13 protein-coding genes are annotated in these 16,101 nt (G+C 70.3%); 9 read left to right on the forward strand and 4 right to left on the reverse strand.

Annotation, left to right across the window (positions count from 1 at the left end):
* Nucleotides 1-10: 10 nt before the first annotated feature.
* Nucleotides 11-451 carry a carboxymuconolactone decarboxylase family protein gene (locus tag HNQ70_RS16745; protein ID WP_183969789.1) on the forward strand — a complete coding sequence of 147 codons (441 nt, stop codon included), beginning with the start codon at nucleotides 11-13 and terminating at the stop codon, nucleotides 449-451.
* Here the strand turns inward: HNQ70_RS16745 and gatB are convergent.
* The 4 genes from gatB to gatC all read right to left on the reverse strand — a co-directional run bounded on the left by gatB (nucleotide 417) and on the right by gatC (nucleotide 4,218).
* Nucleotides 417-1,880, reverse strand: coding sequence for an Asp-tRNA(Asn)/Glu-tRNA(Gln) amidotransferase subunit GatB (gene gatB / locus HNQ70_RS16750; RefSeq protein WP_183969791.1), 1,464 nt, complete (start codon nucleotides 1,878-1,880; stop codon nucleotides 417-419). The genes HNQ70_RS16745 and gatB overlap by 35 nt on opposite strands.
* Nucleotides 1,881-2,000: 120 nt before the next feature.
* Nucleotides 2,001-2,402: a hypothetical protein gene (locus HNQ70_RS16755; RefSeq protein ID WP_246435053.1), complete on the reverse strand. Its 402-nt coding sequence runs from the start codon at nucleotides 2,400-2,402 to the stop codon at nucleotides 2,001-2,003.
* Between the two features lie 56 nt (nucleotides 2,403-2,458).
* The gene (gene gatA / locus HNQ70_RS16760) at nucleotides 2,459-3,919 is read right to left on the reverse strand and encodes an Asp-tRNA(Asn)/Glu-tRNA(Gln) amidotransferase subunit GatA (RefSeq protein WP_183969991.1); all 1,461 of its coding nucleotides are present in this window, start codon (nucleotides 3,917-3,919) and stop codon (nucleotides 2,459-2,461) included.
* An 11-nt stretch (nucleotides 3,920-3,930) separates the two neighbouring features.
* The gene (gene gatC, locus HNQ70_RS16765) at nucleotides 3,931-4,218 is read right to left on the reverse strand and encodes an Asp-tRNA(Asn)/Glu-tRNA(Gln) amidotransferase subunit GatC (RefSeq protein WP_183969793.1); all 288 of its coding nucleotides are present in this window, start codon (nucleotides 4,216-4,218) and stop codon (nucleotides 3,931-3,933) included.
* 211 nt (nucleotides 4,219-4,429) lie between these two features.
* On the opposite strand from gatC, the gene HNQ70_RS16770 reads away from it, so the two are divergent.
* From HNQ70_RS16770 to HNQ70_RS16805, 8 genes are all read left to right on the forward strand, one after another.
* The gene (locus HNQ70_RS16770) at nucleotides 4,430-5,473 is read left to right on the forward strand and encodes a rod shape-determining protein (RefSeq protein ID WP_183969795.1); all 1,044 of its coding nucleotides are present in this window, start codon (nucleotides 4,430-4,432) and stop codon (nucleotides 5,471-5,473) included.
* Between the two features lie 35 nt (nucleotides 5,474-5,508).
* Entirely contained in the window at nucleotides 5,509-6,405 is an 897-nt protein-coding gene (gene mreC / locus HNQ70_RS16775; protein WP_183969797.1) for a rod shape-determining protein MreC, read from the forward strand.
* Between the two features lie 3 nt (nucleotides 6,406-6,408).
* Nucleotides 6,409-6,924 carry a rod shape-determining protein MreD gene (gene mreD / locus HNQ70_RS16780; protein WP_183969799.1) on the forward strand — a complete coding sequence of 172 codons (516 nt, stop codon included), beginning with the start codon at nucleotides 6,409-6,411 and terminating at the stop codon, nucleotides 6,922-6,924.
* Nucleotides 6,925-6,934: 10 nt separating this feature from the next.
* Complete coding sequence (mrdA, locus tag HNQ70_RS16785; protein WP_183969802.1) at nucleotides 6,935-8,944, forward strand: penicillin-binding protein 2; 2,010 nt, start codon at nucleotides 6,935-6,937, stop codon at nucleotides 8,942-8,944.
* Nucleotides 8,941-10,050, forward strand: a complete 1,110-nt coding sequence (gene rodA, locus HNQ70_RS16790) for a rod shape-determining protein RodA (protein WP_183969804.1) — start codon at nucleotides 8,941-8,943, stop codon at nucleotides 10,048-10,050. The genes mrdA and rodA overlap by 4 nt, the downstream gene beginning before the upstream one ends.
* 377 nt (nucleotides 10,051-10,427) lie before the next feature.
* The gene (locus tag HNQ70_RS16795) at nucleotides 10,428-11,696 is read left to right on the forward strand and encodes a TolC family protein (protein WP_183969806.1); all 1,269 of its coding nucleotides are present in this window, start codon (nucleotides 10,428-10,430) and stop codon (nucleotides 11,694-11,696) included.
* 4 nt (nucleotides 11,697-11,700) lie between these two features.
* Complete coding sequence (locus HNQ70_RS16800; protein WP_183969808.1) at nucleotides 11,701-12,858, forward strand: efflux RND transporter periplasmic adaptor subunit; 1,158 nt, start codon at nucleotides 11,701-11,703, stop codon at nucleotides 12,856-12,858.
* Nucleotides 12,859-12,876: 18 nt separating this feature from the next.
* The gene (locus HNQ70_RS16805; protein ID WP_183969810.1) at nucleotides 12,877-16,071 is read left to right on the forward strand and encodes an efflux RND transporter permease subunit; all 3,195 of its coding nucleotides are present in this window, start codon (nucleotides 12,877-12,879) and stop codon (nucleotides 16,069-16,071) included.
* Nucleotides 16,072-16,101 lie beyond the last annotated feature (30 nt).

The following is a 16,101-nucleotide window of genomic DNA, read 5'->3' on the forward strand; positions in this document are numbered from 1 at the left end:
AGAGACAGCGATGGCACTCTGGCCGAAGATCGAATACGGGCAAGCGAATGCGCGCGTGCGCGCCGTGTACGACGACATCCGCGCCGCCCGGAACACCGACTACGTCAACGACATCTGGAAGGTGCCGGCCAACGACCCGGCCCTGCTCGAGCGCAGCTGGTCGCAGGTGAAGGCAGTGATGGGCCCGGGCGCGCTCGATCCGCTGACCAAGGAACTGGTCTACGTGGCGGTGTCGATGACCAACGACTGCGGCTACTGCGTGGGCACCCACACCGCATCGGCCCGCGCCAAGGGCATGACCGACGCCCAGTTCGGCGAGCTGCTGGCCGTGGTCGGCCTGGCCAACCAGCTCAACAAGGTCGCCGCCGGCGTGCAGGTGGAGCTGGACGAGAAGTACCGCAGCGGAGGGAATCCGCTCACCCCTCCAGCTTCGACCGCAGCAGCTCGTTGACCTGCTGCGGGTTCGCCTTGCCCTTGCTGGCCTTCATCACCTGGCCCACCAGCGCGTTGAAGGCCTTCTCCTTGCCGGCCCGGAACTCCTCGACCGACTTCGGGTTGGCCGCGAGCACCTCGTCGACAATCTTGCCGAGCGCGCCCGCATCGCTGATCTGGCGCAGTCCACGCGACTCGATCACCTGATCGACGTCGGCCGCGCCCTCCCACAGCGCCTGCAGCACCTCCCGGGCCTGCTTGCCCGAGACCGTGCCGTCCTGGATCCGGCGCAGCAGCGCCGCCAGGCGTTCGGCCGGCACCGGACAGGCCTCGATCTCGAGGCCGTCGCGGTTCAGCGCCGCGGCCACGTCGACCATCACCCAGTTGGCGGCGAGCTTGGCCGCGGCCTTGTCCGCGCCGGCCGGCGCGAGCGCGCGCAGCACGTCTTCGAAGTAACTCGAGACCCCGCGCGAGACCGACAGCGTGGCGGCGTCGTAGGCGGACAGGCCGTGGTCGGCCTCGAAGCGCGCGCGCAGCGCCGATGGCAGCTCGGGCAGCGATCCGCGCACCCGCTCGATCCACTCCGGCCCGATGACCAGCGGCGGCAGGTCGGGATCGGGGAAGTAGCGGTAGTCATGCGCGTCTTCCTTGCTGCGCATCGAGCGGGTCTCGTCGCGGTCCGGGTCGTACAGCCGTGTCTCCTGGACCACGCGCCCGCCGTCCTCGATCAGCTCGATCTGGCGGCGCACCTCGAAGTCGATCGCGCGCTCGAGGAAGCGGAAGGAATTCAGGTTCTTGACCTCGCAGCGGGTGCCGTACTCGGCCTGGCCCAACGGGCGCACCGACACGTTGGCGTCGCAGCGGAACGAGCCCTCCTGCATGTTTCCGTCGCACACGCCCAGCCACATCACCAGCCCGTGCAGCGCCTTGGCGTAGGCCACCGCCTCCTTCGCCGAGCGCATGTCGGGCTCGGTGACCACCTCCAGCAGCGGGGTGCCGGCGCGGTTGAGGTCGATGCCGCTCATGCCGTGGAAATCCTCGTGCAGCGACTTGCCGGCATCCTCCTCGAGGTGCGCGCGCGTCAGCTGCACCGCCTTCTCGCGCAGCTGGCCGTCCTGCTCCCAGGCGATCGGCACCGTGCCGCCCGCGACCACCGGGATTTCGTACTGGCTGATCTGGTAGCCCTTGGGCAGGTCCGGATAGAAGTAGTTCTTGCGCGCGAACACCGAGCGCGGCGCGATCTGCGCGCCCACCGCCAGGCCCAGCCGGATCGCGCACTCGACCGCCGCGCGGTTCATCGCCGGCAGCACGCCGGGCAGCGCGAGATCCACCGCGCAGGCCTGGGTGTTGGGCGCTGCGCCGAAGGCCGTGGAAGCGCCCGAGAAGATCTTCGAGCGCGTGGCGAGCTGGACGTGGGTCTCGATCCCGATGACGACTTCCCACTGCATGTCAGGTTCCCTTTGCATCCGGGGCGCGTCGCCCCTGAAAGCCGCGCCAGCGCGGCGATCCATTTGCCAGATCCATTTGCCCGACCCGGCGGTCAGCCGGGTGCGCCTGCGCCATCGCCCTCAGGGCCGGGCGCAGCCGCCGGTGGCGGGGTCGAACATCACCGGCCAGGCCTTGTCGTAGATTCCCGGCGTGCAGCGCCGCTCGCAGCCGGCATGCGCCAGCGTGACGCGGCGCGGATCCTGCCAGATCATCAGCCGGCAGCTGCCGCCGTCGCGCGCAGCCAGCTCCACGTGCGGGCGCCGGCGCGTCTGCTGGAACTCCGCGAGCTCGAAGCTGCAACTGCCCTGCCGGCCCACCCAGAGCTGCCAGGACAGCGCCTGCACGAGGTTGTCCCGGACCCGCAGCACGGCCCGCTCGCGAAAACCGTCGTCCTCGGCCTGCGCGCAGCTGCCGTCGAGGTGGATGGCGCGGTCGGCGATCGGCGCGGAAGGAACGCCGGGCCGCATCACCGGCGGCAGCATCGAGCAGCCCCCGGCCCAGGCCAGCGCGAGCAGCCAGAGCCAGCGCGCCCGGCGAATCACGCCGCGGCCGCCGGCGAGCGGCGCGCATGCCAGTCGGTGACCGACTGGAAGCGATGGCCGACGTTGAGCAGCCGCGCCTCGTCGAAGTAGTTGCCGATCAGCTGAAGGCCGACCGGACGGCCGCCCTCGCCGAAACCCGCGGGCACCGACATTCCCGGCAGCCCCGCCAGCGAGGCAGGCAGCGTGTAGATGTCGGAGAGGTAGTCGCGCACCGGGTCGTCGCCATGCTCGCCGAGCTTCCAGGCCACGGTCGGCGAGACCGGGCCGGCGATCAGGTCGACCTGGCCGAAGGCCGCGGCGAAGTCGTCTGCGATCAGGCGGCGCAGCTTCTGCGCTTTCAGGTAGTAGGCGTCGTAGTAGCCGTGCGACAGCACGTAGGCGCCGACCATGATCCGCCTGCGCACCTCGGCGCCGAAGCCTTCGGCGCGGGTCTTCTCGTACATCTCGAGCAGGTCGCCGTACTGCTGCGCGCGATGGCCGTAGCGCACGCCATCGAACCGGCTCAGGTTGCTCGAGGCCTCGGCCGGCGCGATCACGTAGTACGCGGGGATGGCGAGCTCGGTGCGCGGCAGCGAGATTTCGACCAGCCGCGCGCCCTGCTCCCGCAGCACGCCGAGCGCCGCGTCGACCGCCGCGCGCACGTCAGCGGACAGGCCCGCACCGAAGAATTCACGCGGCAGGCCGATGCGCAGGCCGTCCAGCGGGCGCTCGAGCGAGGCCGAGAAGTCCTCGTCGGGACGGTCGAGGCTGGTGGAATCGCGGGAATCGAAGCCGGCCATCGCCGACAGCAGCACTGCGCAGTCTTCGGCCGAGCGCGCCATCGCGCCGCCCTGATCGAGACTGGATGCGTAGGCGATCATCCCGTAACGCGACACCCGGCCGTAGGTCGGCTTGATTCCGGTGATGCCGCACATGGCCGCCGGCTGGCGAACCGAGCCGCCGGTGTCCGTGCCGGTGGCCAGCGGCGCAAGCCCCGCGGCCACGGCCGCCGCGGCGCCACCCGAGGAGCCGCCCGGAATGGCCGACGGGTCCCAGGGGTTGCGCGCCGGGCCGAAATGCGAACTCTCGTTGGCGGAGCCCATCGCGAACTCGTCGCAGTTGGTCTTGCCCAGGCAGACCGCGCCGGCGCGCTCGAGCCGCTCGACCACTGCGGCGTCGAAGGGGCTGACGTAGTCGGCGAGCATCCGCGAGCCGGCGGTCGAGCGCCAGCCGCGGGTGACGAAGATGTCCTTGTGGGCCACCGGCACCCCGAGCAGGGGCCCGCGCTCGCCCGCTGCGCGTCGCCGGTCCGCCTCGCGGGCCTGCGCCAGGGTGAGATCGGGGCGCACGTCGATGAATGCGTTCAGCTCGCTGGCCGCGATCCGTTCGAGATAGGCGGCCGCCAGCGCTTCGGCGCTGGTCTCGCCGGCGTCCAGCGCCTGGCGCAGCCGGGCGAGCCCAAGTCCCGCGACGTCCATCGGTGCGACGCTCACTCGATCACCCGGGGCACGAGGTAGAGGCCCTGTTCCACGGCCGGCGCCACGGCCTGGAAATCGGCGCGGCGGTCGGACTCGGTGACCTCGTCGGCGCGCAGGCGCAATGTCATCGGCTGCGGGTGGGTCATGGGTTCGACCCCCTCGGTGTCGACCGCCTGGAGACGCTCGATCAGGCCGAAGATCGAGCTGAGCTTCGCCTGGGCGGCGACGGCCTCCTCGTCCGACAGGGCGAGGCGGGCGAGACGTGCAATGCGACGGACGTCGGCGACGGATAGCGACATGATCGGAGCGGAGCGGGGGAATCGGGATGCGGGCGACCCGCGGCCGGGCGACGGAACGCCGACCTCGCGTCGACGAATGCCCTCTGGCAGGAGCCCGGTTGTCGACGAATTATACGGTATCATCCCTGACTTTCTCCGGCAGTCCCCCGCGTCTCGGCAACGTCGTTCGCGCGCGTCTCCCTCCAGTCTCTCACCCACCTACGGAACCGCGATGTTCGGGTTTTTGCGCAAGTATTTCTCGACCGATCTCGCCATCGACCTCGGCACCGCGAACACCCTGATCTACGTGCGCGGCAAAGGCATCGTCCTGGACGAACCTTCGGTCGTCGCCATCCGCCAGGAAGGCGGTCCCAGCGGCAAGCGCAGCATCGCGGCGGTCGGCACCGAAGCCAAGCAGATGCTCGGCAAGGTCCCCGGCAACATCGAGGCCATCCGGCCGATGAAGGACGGCGTGATCGCCGACTTCACCGTCACCGAGCAGATGCTCAAGCAGTTCATCCGGATGGTGCACGAGTCGCGGCTGTTCTCGCCCAGCCCCCGGATCATCATCTGCGTGCCCTGCGGGTCCACCCAGGTCGAACGCCGGGCCATCCGCGAGTCGGCGCTGGGCGCAGGGGCATCGCAGGTCTACCTGATCGAAGAGCCGATGGCGGCCGCGATCGGCGCCGGCCTGCCGGTGTCCGAACCCACGGGCTGCATGGTGGTCGACATCGGCGGCGGCACCACGGAAGTGGGCGTCATCTCGCTGGGCGGCATGGTCTACAAGGGCTCCGTGCGGGTCGGCGGCGACAAGTTCGACGAAGCCATCGTCAACTACATCCGCCGCAACTACGGCATGCTGATCGGCGAGCAGACCGCAGAGAACATCAAGAAGACCATCGGCTCGGCCTTCCCCGGCTCCGAGGTCAAGGAAATGGAAGTCAAGGGACGCAACCTCTCGGAGGGCATCCCGCGCAGCTTCACCATCTCCAGCAACGAGATCCTCGAGGCGCTGACCGACCCCCTCAACCAGATCGTCTCCGCGGTCAAGATCGGGCTGGAGCAGACGCCGCCCGAGCTCGGCGCAGACATCACCGAGCGCGGCATCATGCTCACCGGAGGCGGCGCGCTGCTGCGCGACCTCGACCGCCTGCTGATGGAGGAGTCGGGCCTGCCGGTGCTGGTGGCCGACGACCCCCTCACCTGCGTAGTGCGCGGCTGCGGCATGGCGCTGGAGCGCATGGACAAGCTCGGCACGATCTTCACCAACGAGTGAACGTGCCCGGGCCGTCCCGGACACCCGGCTGACCGATGGACCGCAGCCCCCCGTCGTTCTTCAACCAGGGCCCCTCAGCGCACGCTCGCCTCGCCTTCTTCGCCCTGCTGGCGATCGCGCTGCTGGTGACCGATGCGCGGATGGGCACGCTGGGCGCGCTGCGCCAGGGCATCGGCACCGTCCTCTACCCGCTGCAGCGGACCCTCCTCGTGCCGCGCGACCTGCTCAGGCTGACCAGCGAATACTTCGGCGACGTCGATCGCATGCGCGTCGAGAACGCCGAACTGCGGCGGATCGAGATCGCTAACGCGCGGGCGCTGCTGCAGGCCGACCACCTCGCCGCGGAGAACGCACAGCTGCGGGCCCTGCTGGGCGCGCGCGAGCGTTCCGCCATCCCCTCCGTGATGGCCGAGGTGCTCTACGACGCCCGCGATCCCTACACCCGCCGCCTGATCGTCGACCGCGGCGTCCAGCATGGGGTGCTCGCCGGCCAGCCGGTGCTCGACGCCCTCGGCGTGGCCGGCCAGGTCACCCGCGCGCTGCCACTCTCTGCCGAGGTGACGCTGCTGACCGACCGCAACGCCGCGATCCCGGTCGAGATCGCCCGGACTGCCCAGCGCTCGATCGCCTTCGCGAGCGCAACGCCCGGCCTGCTCGAACTGCGCTTCCTCAGCGTCGACAGCGACGTCCAGGAGGGCGACGCCATCGTCACCTCGGGGCTTGACGGCGTCTATCCGCCCGGGCTGCCGGTGGGCAAGGTGCTGCGCGTGGAGCCGACCGGATCGTCTGCGACGCTGTCGCGGGTGCTGGTCGCCCCGCTGTCGCGGCTCGAGCGCAATCGGGCGCTGCTGGTGCTGCAGGTCGACCGCAGCGCACTGCCCCCGCCGCCGCCCGAGCCGGCCGCCGACGCGCGCTCGCGCAAGGGCTCCTGAGGCATGCGTCCCGATCCCGAATACCTGCTGCTGCCGGCGAACCGTGCGTTCATCGCGTTCTCGCTGGTGTTCGCGTTCATCCTCGACCTGCTCCCCTGGGGCAGGATCGCCTGGGCGCCGGACTTCCTCGCGCTGGTGCTGGTGTTCTGGAACATCCACCAGCCGCGCAAGGTCGGCATCGGCATCGCCTTCCTCTTCGGCGTGCTGATGGACGTCCACGACGCGGCGCTGCTCGGCGAGCATGCGCTGGCGTACAGCCTGCTCTCCTACGGCGCGCTCAGCATGCACCGCCGCGTCCCCTGGTTCGGCCCCTTCGGCAAGATGCTGCACGTGCTGCCGCTTTTCCTGGCCGCGCAGCTCATCGCGATCCTGGTGCGTATCCTGGTCGGCAGCGGCCTGCCGGGCTGGCCGATCCTGCTGTCGAGCTTCACGACGACGCTGCTGTGGCCAATCGCCGAACTGCTGCTGCTGGCGCCGCAGCGCCGCGCCATCGAGCGCGACGAGAACCGCCCGCTCTGAAGCCACGCACATGGCGAACATCGAGGTGCGCAACCCCGAGCGCGACATCCACCGGCTGCGGATCCGGCTGGGTGTCGCGTGGGTGATCGTACTGGTTTGCTTCGGCATCCTGGGCGCACGATTCTTCTACCTGCAGGTGGTGCGCTACCCGGACTTCCACGCGCAGGCCGAGGACAACCGCATTGCGCTGGTGCCGGTGCCGCCCCGGCGCGGACTGATCTATGACCGCAACGGCGTCCTGCTCGCCGACAACGTGCCGGACTACACGCTGGAGATCTCGCCGCGCCGGGTGGCCGACGTCGAGCGCACCATCGACGACCTCGCCCAGATCCTCGAGGTCACCGCCTTCGACCGGCGGCGCTTCAAGCGGCTGCTCGCCGAGGCGCGCAACCAGGACAGCGTCCCGATCCGCACGCGGCTCAGCGACGAGGAGCTCGCGCGCTTCGCCGCGATGCGCTATCGCTTCCCCGGCGTGGAGATCCGTGCCCGGCTCTTCCGCACCTATCCGATGGGCGAAACCGCCGCCCATGTGATCGGCTACATCGGGCGCATCTCGGTCGACGACAAGCGCCGCCTCGAGGAGAGCGAACGGCTCTCCGAGTACGCGGGCAGCACGCACATGGGCAAGATCGGCGTCGAGGCCTCCTACGAGCGCCAGCTGCACGGCCGCGCCGGCTTCGAGGAGATCGAGGTATCCGCCGGCGGCCGCACGGTCCGCTCGCTGTCGCACACGCCGCCGGTGGCCGGCGCGAACCTGATCCTCTCGCTCGACATCCGCCTGCAGCAGCTGGCCGAAGAGTGGTTCGGCGACCGCCGCGGCGCGCTGGTGGCGATCGAGCCGCGCACCGGCGACGTGATCGCGATGGTGTCCAAGCCGGTGTTCGACCCCAACCTGTTCGTCGACGGCATCGACGTGGCGACCTGGCAGGCGCTGAACGAGGACCCGGACAACCCGCTGCTGAACCGCCCGCTGCGCGGCACCTACCCGCCGGGCTCCACCTACAAGCCCTTCATGGCGCTGGCGGCGCTGACCACCGGCGCACGCACTCCCGAGTTCACGATCAGCGATCCCGGCTACTTCCTGCTCGGCAATCACCGCTTCCGGGACTCCCGCCCCTCGGGCCACGGAACCGTGAACCTGCACAAGTCGATCGTCGTCTCCAGCGACACTTACTACTACAAGCTGGCCTACGAGATGGGCGTGGACGCGATCCACGATTTCATGGCGCCCTGGGGCTTCGGCCAGCTCACCGGGATCGACCTGGAACACGAGGCCACCGGGATCCTGCCGTCGTCGCAGTGGAAGCTCAAGCGCTACAAGAAGAAGTGGCATCCGGGCGAGACGCCGTCGGTAGGCATCGGGCAGGGCTACAACGCCTTCACGATCCTGCAGCTCGCCCACGCAACGGCCACCCTGGCCAACGACGGCGTGGTGATGCGGCCGCACGTCGTGCGCTCGATCGAGGACCCCGTCAGCCGCGAGCGCAACCTCACCGTGCGCGCGCCCAGCCGCAGCATCGGCCTCTCCCCGGAGCACCTGGCGCTGGTCAGGTCGGCGATGGTGGAGGTCAACCGGGTGGGCACCGGGCGGATCGCCTTCCGCGGCGCCGAGTACGTGGCCGCCGGCAAGACCGGCACCTCGCAGGTGATCGGCATCCGCCAGGGCGAGCGCTACGACGCCCGGCGGATCGCCGAGCGTCATCGCGACCACTCGCTGTTCATGGCCTTCGCGCCCGCCGAGGCGCCGCGGCTCGCGCTGGCGATCATCGTCGAGAACGGCGGCTTCGGCGCGCAGGCGGCGGCGCCGATCGCCCGCAAGGTCTTCGACTACTACCTGCTCGGCAAGCTGCCCGGCGACCCGCCGGGAGCCGCCACGAGCGCCGCGAGCGCCGCGGCAACGGGTGCGAAGCCCGGCGCGGCCGCTGCCCAGCCCGAGGGCGAGAACGAACAGGATCTGCGCGACGTGCCGGAGCGCATCGGCCCCGAGCCGATCTCGCCGACGGAGGTCAACCGCCAATGACGGACACACTGGACCTGCGCAAGCACCTGCGCGCCTGGCTGACGGCGTTCGATCCCACCCTGACCGCGGTCCTGGCAGTCATCTTCGGGCTGAGCCTGGTCGCAATGTATTCGGCCTCGCTCGGCTTCCCCGGCCGCTTCGAAGGCCATGCGCGCAACCTCGCCGTGGCCTTCGTGGTGATGTGGGTGGCGTCGAACGTGCCGCCCGGCTGGCTGATGCGCTCGGCGGTGCCGCTGTACCTGCTGGGAGTGCTGCTGCTGATCGGGGTGGCCCTGTTCGGCGACATCTCCAAGGGCGCGCGGCGCTGGCTGGACCTGGGCTTCACCCGGATCCAGCCCTCGGAAGTGCTGAAGATCGCCGCGCCGCTGATGCTGGCCTGGTACTTCGAACGGCGCGAGGGCGTGAAGCGCTGGTACGACTTCGCGATCGCCACCGCGCTGCTCGCCGTCCCCGTCGCGCTGATCCTGCGCCAGCCGGATCTCGGCACCTCGCTGCTGGTGCTGGCCGCGGGCGGCGCGGTGATCTTCCTCGCCGGGCTCAGCTGGAAGGTGATTGCATCGCTGCTGCTGGGGGCCGCAGCCGCCGCGCCGGTGCTGTGGACGCTGCTGCACGACTACCAGCGCCAGCGCGTGCTGACCCTCATCGACCCGACCAGCGACCCGCTGGGCAAGGGCTTCCACATCATCCAGTCGACGATCGCGGTGGGCTCCGGCGGGGTCTGGGGCAAGGGCTGGATGCAGGGCACGCAGACCCACCTGGAGTTCATCCCGGAGCGCACCACCGATTTCATCTTCGCCGTCTACTCCGAGGAGTTCGGGCTGGTGGGCAACGGCGTGCTGCTGGTGCTCTACCTGCTCCTGATTTCCCGCGGAATGGTGATCTCCGCGCAGGCTTCCACCGAGTTCTCGCGCCTGCTGGCCGGCTCGCTGACGCTGATCTTCTTCACCTACGCCTTCGTCAACATGGGAATGGTGTCCGGCATCCTCCCGGTGGTCGGCGTGCCGCTGCCGATGATGTCCTACGGCGGCACGGCGCAGGTCACGCTCGCGCTGGGCGCCGGCATGCTGATGAGCATTGCCAGGCATCGGCGGCTCGTGCAGACCTGACGACGCATCGATGACTGCGCCGGGGCCGGCCCCTTCGCGGGCCCATGTAAGCCGCTCCGCGGCGGCCCGACCGAGAACGCGCTGATCACTACCGCCGGCTGCAGCGGTCGCAAGAGCGACCGACGGCCGGCGGCTGCGATCCGCGCCTCTCGGGGAGTAGCTTCGGCGGTTCATCCGCCCGCGTCTTCGTCGTCAATCCGGGCCAACGCCCCGGCGAAGCGGCAGGCCTGCAGGCCTGCAAGCAAGACCGTCAGCAAGCACGGTCCTTGCTTCGGTGAGTCCGTGTGTGATTCGAACCTTCGAAACAACGGACTGCTTCCATGCCAGTTTCTCTATCGCCCCCGGGACGGCCAGCCCGCCCCGTCGCGCACCGGTGGATGCGTGCCGCGTCCGCCTCGGTCCTGCTGCTGGCCCTTGCAGCGCCTGGCCGCGCGGAACAGCCCTCGCCGAACTCCGCCGCCGCGGCAGCGGCAGCCGGATCGGCGCGTCAGTACACGCTGACCGAGCTGATCGAGGGCGCCCGCGCGGGCAGCCCGGCGACGGCCACGAGCCGGGCGGGGGAAGACCTCGCAAGCGCCGGCATCCGGACCGCGCGCGCCCGGCCCAACCCGGAACTGTCCCTCGAGCCCGGGCGGCTGCGCGCCAGAGGCGGGGCCGACGGCGACGGCAGCAGCACGCTGCTGTCGGTCGGGCTGCCAATCGAGAACCCCTGGCTGCGGACTTCCCGGATACAGGCGGCGGAGTCTGCCGTGGATGTCGCACGCGCGCGCACCGAAGCAGTGCAGGCAGAGCTGATCGCCGCGATCCGCATCCGATTCTTCGAGATCGTCCGGCTCGAGGAGGCGGTCGCTGCCTTCCAGGAAGATCTGCAGCTGACCGAGCAGATCCTCGAGAGGATCCGCCTGCAGGTGCGCACCGGCGAGGCGCCCCGCTTCGACCTGGTGCGTGCCGAAGGAGAGACCGCGGTCGCCCGCAAGAACCTCGAGAATGCGCAGATGCGGCGGCTCAGCGCGAAGGCCGACCTGCGCCGGCTCACAGGCCCCTGGGTCGCGCCGGAGTTCGAGATCCGGCTCGAGCCGGCGGACCAGCGGCCTCTCGACGAGGAGGACTACCGCGGGTACGCGCAGGCGATCGAGCGCGCCAACCCGCAGATCGCGCTGGCCAGGGCCGAGCTCGAGCAGGCGCAGCGGCGGGTCGAGCGGGAACGCAACGCGGTGCTCCCGCAGGTCACGCTGCGCGCGTCTCAGGAACGCGATCCTTCGTTCACCCTGAACCGGATCGGCGCGCAGCTCACGCTGCCGCTGATCGACCGCCGGCAGGGGCCGATCGCCGAGGCGCAGGCTCAGGTCACCGTCGCACGGCGGGCGCTCGAGCAGCGCCGCCACGAAGCCTCCGCCGAACTCGACGCCGCCTGGCGCGCCTACCGGGCCGCGCTGGTGCGCGTCGAGTCACTGGAGGGCGGAATCATCGAGGGTGCCCGCGCGACGGTCGGCATCGCCGAGGCAGCGTATCGCTTCGGCGAGCGCGGAATCCTCGAGTTCCTCGACGCCCAGCGCCAGTTCCGCCTTGTTCGGAACGAACTGATCTCCGCGCGCAACGAGCTGCAGCTCGCGCGCACCGACCTCGAACGCATTGTCGGCAGATGACAACATGACGATCCAAGGAATTCGCCCCCTGCTTCTGGCCGCCGCCCTGCTCGGCCTCACCGCCTGCGGCGAGCGTGCAGCGCCGCCGAGCGCCGCCTCTGCCGCCAGACCCGACCCGATGGAGATCGCGCTCGACGACTCCACGCGGTCGCGCGTCAGCACCGCGGCGGTCGGCACCAGCACGGTCATGGAGACCGTCCGGATCGCCGGCCGCATCGAGGTCAACCAGTACCGCACCGCGCGGATCGGTGCGCCGATCACTGGACGCATCTCGCAGATCGACGCCGAGCTCGGCCAGCGCGTCCGCGCAGGCCAGGTGCTCGCCGAGATCAACAGCCCGGAGCTGGCCCAGGCCCAGCTCGCCTTCCTTCGCGCGAACTCGCAGCAGCAGCAGCTGACCAGGGCGGTCGAGCGGGCCCAGCTGCTGCTGGCCGCCGACGTGATCGGCTCGGCGGAGCTGCAGCGCCGCCAGACCGAGCTCACGGTGTTCTCGGCCGAGAAGCGCGCGGTCTCCGACCAGCTGCGCGCGCTCGGCCTGTCCCGGGAGCGGATCCGGCGCCTCGAGGAAACCGGGCAGATCCAGCAGACCGCCTCGATCACCGCGACGCTCTCGGGCACGCTGATCGACCGCCAAGTGGCGCAGGGCCAGGTCGTCAGCCCCTCCGATGTGCTGTTCGTGGTGTCCGACCTCGGCTCGGTCTGGGCGGTGGCCGAGGTGCCCGAGCAGGACGCCCGCTTCGTGACGCGCGGGCAGAAGGTGCGGCTGGAGGTGCCCGCGCTGGACAACCAGCAGCTCGAAGCCAGTGTCCAGTACGTCGCCGACATCGTCGACCCGCAGACGCGCACTGTGCGCGTGGGCGCGGTGCTGGAGAACCGCGACCAGCGCCTAAAGCCCTCGATGCTGATGACCATGCTGGTGCAGGGCAGGTCGTCGGAACGGCAGGTGGTTCCCTCGAGCGCGGTCGTGCGCGAGAACGACGTCGACCACGTGTTCGTGCTGGTGCGCGACGATGCGTTCCGGCTGACGCCGGTGACGCTCGAGCCGGAGCGCGACGGTGTGCGGCCGCTGGCGCGGCCGCTGCCCGAGGGGGCGCGCATCGCGATCGACGGCGCCTTCCACCTGAACAACGCCCGCATGCAGCGCGCGCTGGCCGGCAACTGACGGAACGGAGCCTTCAACATGATCCGTTCCCTGATCGCGTGGGCGCTCAAGCAGCGCATCGTCGTTGCCGTCGTCGCGCTCGCCGTCGCCGCCTTCGGCGTGCTGGGCCTGCGCGGCCTGGCGGTGGACGCCTTCCCCGATGTCACCAACGTCCAGGTGCAGATCGGCACCGAATCTCCGGGCCGCGCTCCCGCGGAGGTCGAGCGCTTCGTCACCGTGCCGATCGAGAACGCGATGCGCGGCATGCCCGGCCTCGTGGAGATGCGCTCGCTCAACCGCAACGGACTGTCGCTGATCACGCTGGTGTTCACTGACGACACCGACGTCTACTTCGCCCGCCAGGTCGCGCTCGAGCGCCTGATCGAGGTCGCCGACCGCATGCCCGAGGGGGCGACGCCGGTGCTCGGCCCGGTCTCCAGCGGCCTCGGCGAGGTCTACCAGTACACCCTCGAGCATCCGTCCGACGGCGACCGGGAGCTGTCGGTGGACGAGCTGAAATCGCGGCGCGACCTCCAGGACTGGGTGGTCAGGCCGCTGCTGCGCTCGATCCCGGGGGTGGCCGAGGTCAACTCGCACGGCGGCTACGTCAGGCAGTACCAGGTGATCGCGAACCCCGAACGCCTGCGCCACTACGGCTTCACCATCCGGGACCTCTACGGGGCCCTGGCGCGCAACAACGCCAACTCCTCCGGCGGCGCGCTGCCCGTCCGCGCCGAGCAGTACCTGATCCGCGGCGAGGGCCTGATCGCGAGCCTGGACGACATCCGCAACATCGTGCTCAAGGAAGTCAACGGCACGCCGGTCTACGTGCGCGACGTGGCCGAGGTGCGCTTCGGCCAGGAGGTGCGCCGCGGCGCCATCCTGCGCGACGGCGTCACCGAATCCGTTGCCGGCATCGTTCAGATGCAGCGCGGCGGCAACGCGCGCGAGGTGGTGCAGCGGGTCAAGGCGCGCGTCGAGCAGATCAACGCGCAGAGCGAGATCCCCGGCGGGCTGCAGATCGTGCCCTTCTACGACCGCACCGACCTGGTCGATGCCGCGCTGCTGAACGTCTCCAAGGTGCTCGTCGAGGGAGTGGTGCTGGTGATCGCGGTGCTGTTCGTGTTCCTGGGCGACGTGCGCTCGAGCGTGATCGTCGTCGCGACGCTGCTGCTGACGCCGCTGATGACCTTCCTGGTGATGGGCCAGATCGGCCTGTCGGCGAACCTGATGTCGCTGGGCGGCCTGGCCATCGCGATCGGCCTGATGGTCGACGGCGCGGTGGTCGTCGTCGAGAACGCGTATGCGCGCCTGGGCAAGGCGCGCACCAGCCTGGGATTGCGCAAGGAGCACTACATCCTCGAGGCGGCCAGCGAGGTCAGCAAGCCGGTGCTCTACGGCGTGGGCATCATCATCCTGGTGTTCCTGCCGCTGCTGTCGCTGCAGGGCATGGAAGGCAGGATGTTCGCGCCGCTGGCGCTCACCATCGCGATCGCGCTGACGATCTCGCTGGTGCTCTCGTTCACGCTCACGCCGGCGCTGTCCTCGTTCCTGCTCAAGGGGGGCAAGGAGGAGGACACCTGGCTGCTGCGCAAGATCAAGCACCCCTACCTGCGCGCGCTCGACTGGAGCCTGGGCAACGGACGCAAGGTGATCCTCGGCGCGCTCGGACTGATGGCCGCGGCGATCGCCTGCATCCCACTGCTGGGCACCGCCTTCATCCCGACGATGAAGGAAGGCTCGCTCACGCCGGTGATCGTGCGCGCGCCCAACATCTCGCTGGACGAGTCGCTGAAGCTCGAGCGCGAGGCGCTCGCCGCGATCGCCACCGTGCCCGGCGTGGCGCGGGTGGTCTCGCGCCTGGGCGGCGGCGAATCGTCCGCCGACCCCGGCCTGCCCCACGAGTCCGATCCCATCGCCACGCTGAAGCCGCGCGACCAATGGCCGGACGGGTGGACACAGGACGACATCGCCGACGCCATCCGCGAGAAGCTGCGGGTGCTGCCTGGCGTGGAGGTCGCCATCAGCCAGCCGATCGCGGCGCGCGTCGACGAGATGGTCTCCGGGGTGCGCTCGCAGGTGGCGATCAAGATCTTCGGCGACGACCTCGCGGTGCTGCGCGAGAAGGGCGACGCGATCGCCCGGGTCCTCTCCAGCCTGCAGGGCACGACCGACCTGCGCGTCGAGCGGGTCACCGGGCAGAACTACCTGACCGTGCAGATCGACCGCAGCGCGATCGCCCGATACGGCATCAACGTCGAGGACGTCAACGACCTGATCGAGTCCGCGGTGCGCGGCCGCGTCACCTCGACCGTGTTCGAGGGCGAGCGCCGCTACGACCTGTTCGTGCGCTACCCGGAGTCCAGCCGGAACAACGTCGAGGCGGTCTCCAGCCTGCTGCTGCGCTCGCCCGGCGGGGCGCTGGTGCCGCTGAACGACGTCGCCGAAATCCGGCTGGTCGACGGCCCGCCGCAGATCGCCCGCGAGGACGGCCGGCGCCGCCTGGTGATCGGCGCCAACGTGGTCGGACGCGACCTCGGCGGCTACGTGGCCGAGGCGCAGGCGCGCATCGCGAGCGACGTCCCGCTGCCCGAGGGCTACCGGCTCGAGTGGGGCGGCCAGTTCGAGAACATGGAGCGGGCGCTCGAGCGGCTGTCGGTGATCATCCCGATGACCATCGCGGCGATCTTCTTCCTGCTGTTCATGCTGTTCGACTCGGTGCGCCAGGCCGCGCTGATCATCACGGTGCTGCCGCTGGCCGCGATCGGCGGCGTTTTCGGGCTCCTGCTGTCCGGGGAATATCTGTCCGTGCCGGCGGCGGTGGGCTTCATCAACCTCTGGGGGATCGCGGTGCTCAACGGCGTGGTGCTGATCAGCCAGATCCGCTCGCTGCTCGATCAGGGTCACCCGCTGGCCGAAGCGATCCGCGAGGGCTGCGAGCACCGCTTCAGGCCCGTGATGATGACCGCTACGGTGGCGATGCTCGCGCTGATCCCGATGCTGTTCTCGAGCGGCCCGGGCTCCGAGGTGACGCGGCCGCTGGCGGTGGTCGTCATCGGCGGCCTGATCACCTCGACCAGCCTTACCCTGCTGGTGCTGCCGGTGCTGTATTCGATGCTCGGAATGTCGAAGGAGTCCAGGCGACTGTCACGGATCGAGGCCGAAGAGCTCGAGCAGGCGAAGGCCCGGCGCGCCGCCGGTGCCGCGGGGCTTGCCGGCACGGGGGGCCGGTGAAACGCCGGCCGGAGTCGAGGCGGTAGCATC

It is taken from the genome of Quisquiliibacterium transsilvanicum, from assembly GCF_014202215.1.
GTDB lineage: Bacteria > Pseudomonadota > Gammaproteobacteria > Burkholderiales > Burkholderiaceae_E > Quisquiliibacterium > Quisquiliibacterium transsilvanicum.

What these genes read in the sequence shown, in the direction of transcription:
- HNQ70_RS16745 (WP_183969789.1), top strand. Translation starts at nt 11, where the DNA reads ATGGCACTCTGGCCGAAGATCGAATACGGGCAAGCGAATGCGCGCGTG.
- gatB (WP_183969791.1), bottom strand. Translation starts at nt 1,880, where the DNA reads ATGCAGTGGGAAGTCGTCATCGGGATCGAGACCCACGTCCAGCTCGCC.
- HNQ70_RS16755 (WP_246435053.1), bottom strand. Translation starts at nt 2,402, where the DNA reads ATGCTGCCGCCGGTGATGCGGCCCGGCGTTCCTTCCGCGCCGATCGCC.
- gatA (WP_183969991.1), bottom strand. Translation starts at nt 3,919, where the DNA reads ATGGACGTCGCGGGACTTGGGCTCGCCCGGCTGCGCCAGGCGCTGGAC.
- gatC (WP_183969793.1), bottom strand. Translation starts at nt 4,218, where the DNA reads ATGTCGCTATCCGTCGCCGACGTCCGTCGCATTGCACGTCTCGCCCGC.
- HNQ70_RS16770 (WP_183969795.1), top strand. Translation starts at nt 4,430, where the DNA reads ATGTTCGGGTTTTTGCGCAAGTATTTCTCGACCGATCTCGCCATCGAC.
- mreC (WP_183969797.1), top strand. Translation starts at nt 5,509, where the DNA reads ATGGACCGCAGCCCCCCGTCGTTCTTCAACCAGGGCCCCTCAGCGCAC.
- mreD (WP_183969799.1), top strand. Translation starts at nt 6,409, where the DNA reads ATGCGTCCCGATCCCGAATACCTGCTGCTGCCGGCGAACCGTGCGTTC.
- mrdA (WP_183969802.1), top strand. Translation starts at nt 6,935, where the DNA reads ATGGCGAACATCGAGGTGCGCAACCCCGAGCGCGACATCCACCGGCTG.
- rodA (WP_183969804.1), top strand. Translation starts at nt 8,941, where the DNA reads ATGACGGACACACTGGACCTGCGCAAGCACCTGCGCGCCTGGCTGACG.
- HNQ70_RS16795 (WP_183969806.1), top strand. Translation starts at nt 10,428, where the DNA reads ATGCGTGCCGCGTCCGCCTCGGTCCTGCTGCTGGCCCTTGCAGCGCCT.
- HNQ70_RS16800 (WP_183969808.1), top strand. Translation starts at nt 11,701, where the DNA reads ATGACGATCCAAGGAATTCGCCCCCTGCTTCTGGCCGCCGCCCTGCTC.
- HNQ70_RS16805 (WP_183969810.1), top strand. Translation starts at nt 12,877, where the DNA reads ATGATCCGTTCCCTGATCGCGTGGGCGCTCAAGCAGCGCATCGTCGTT.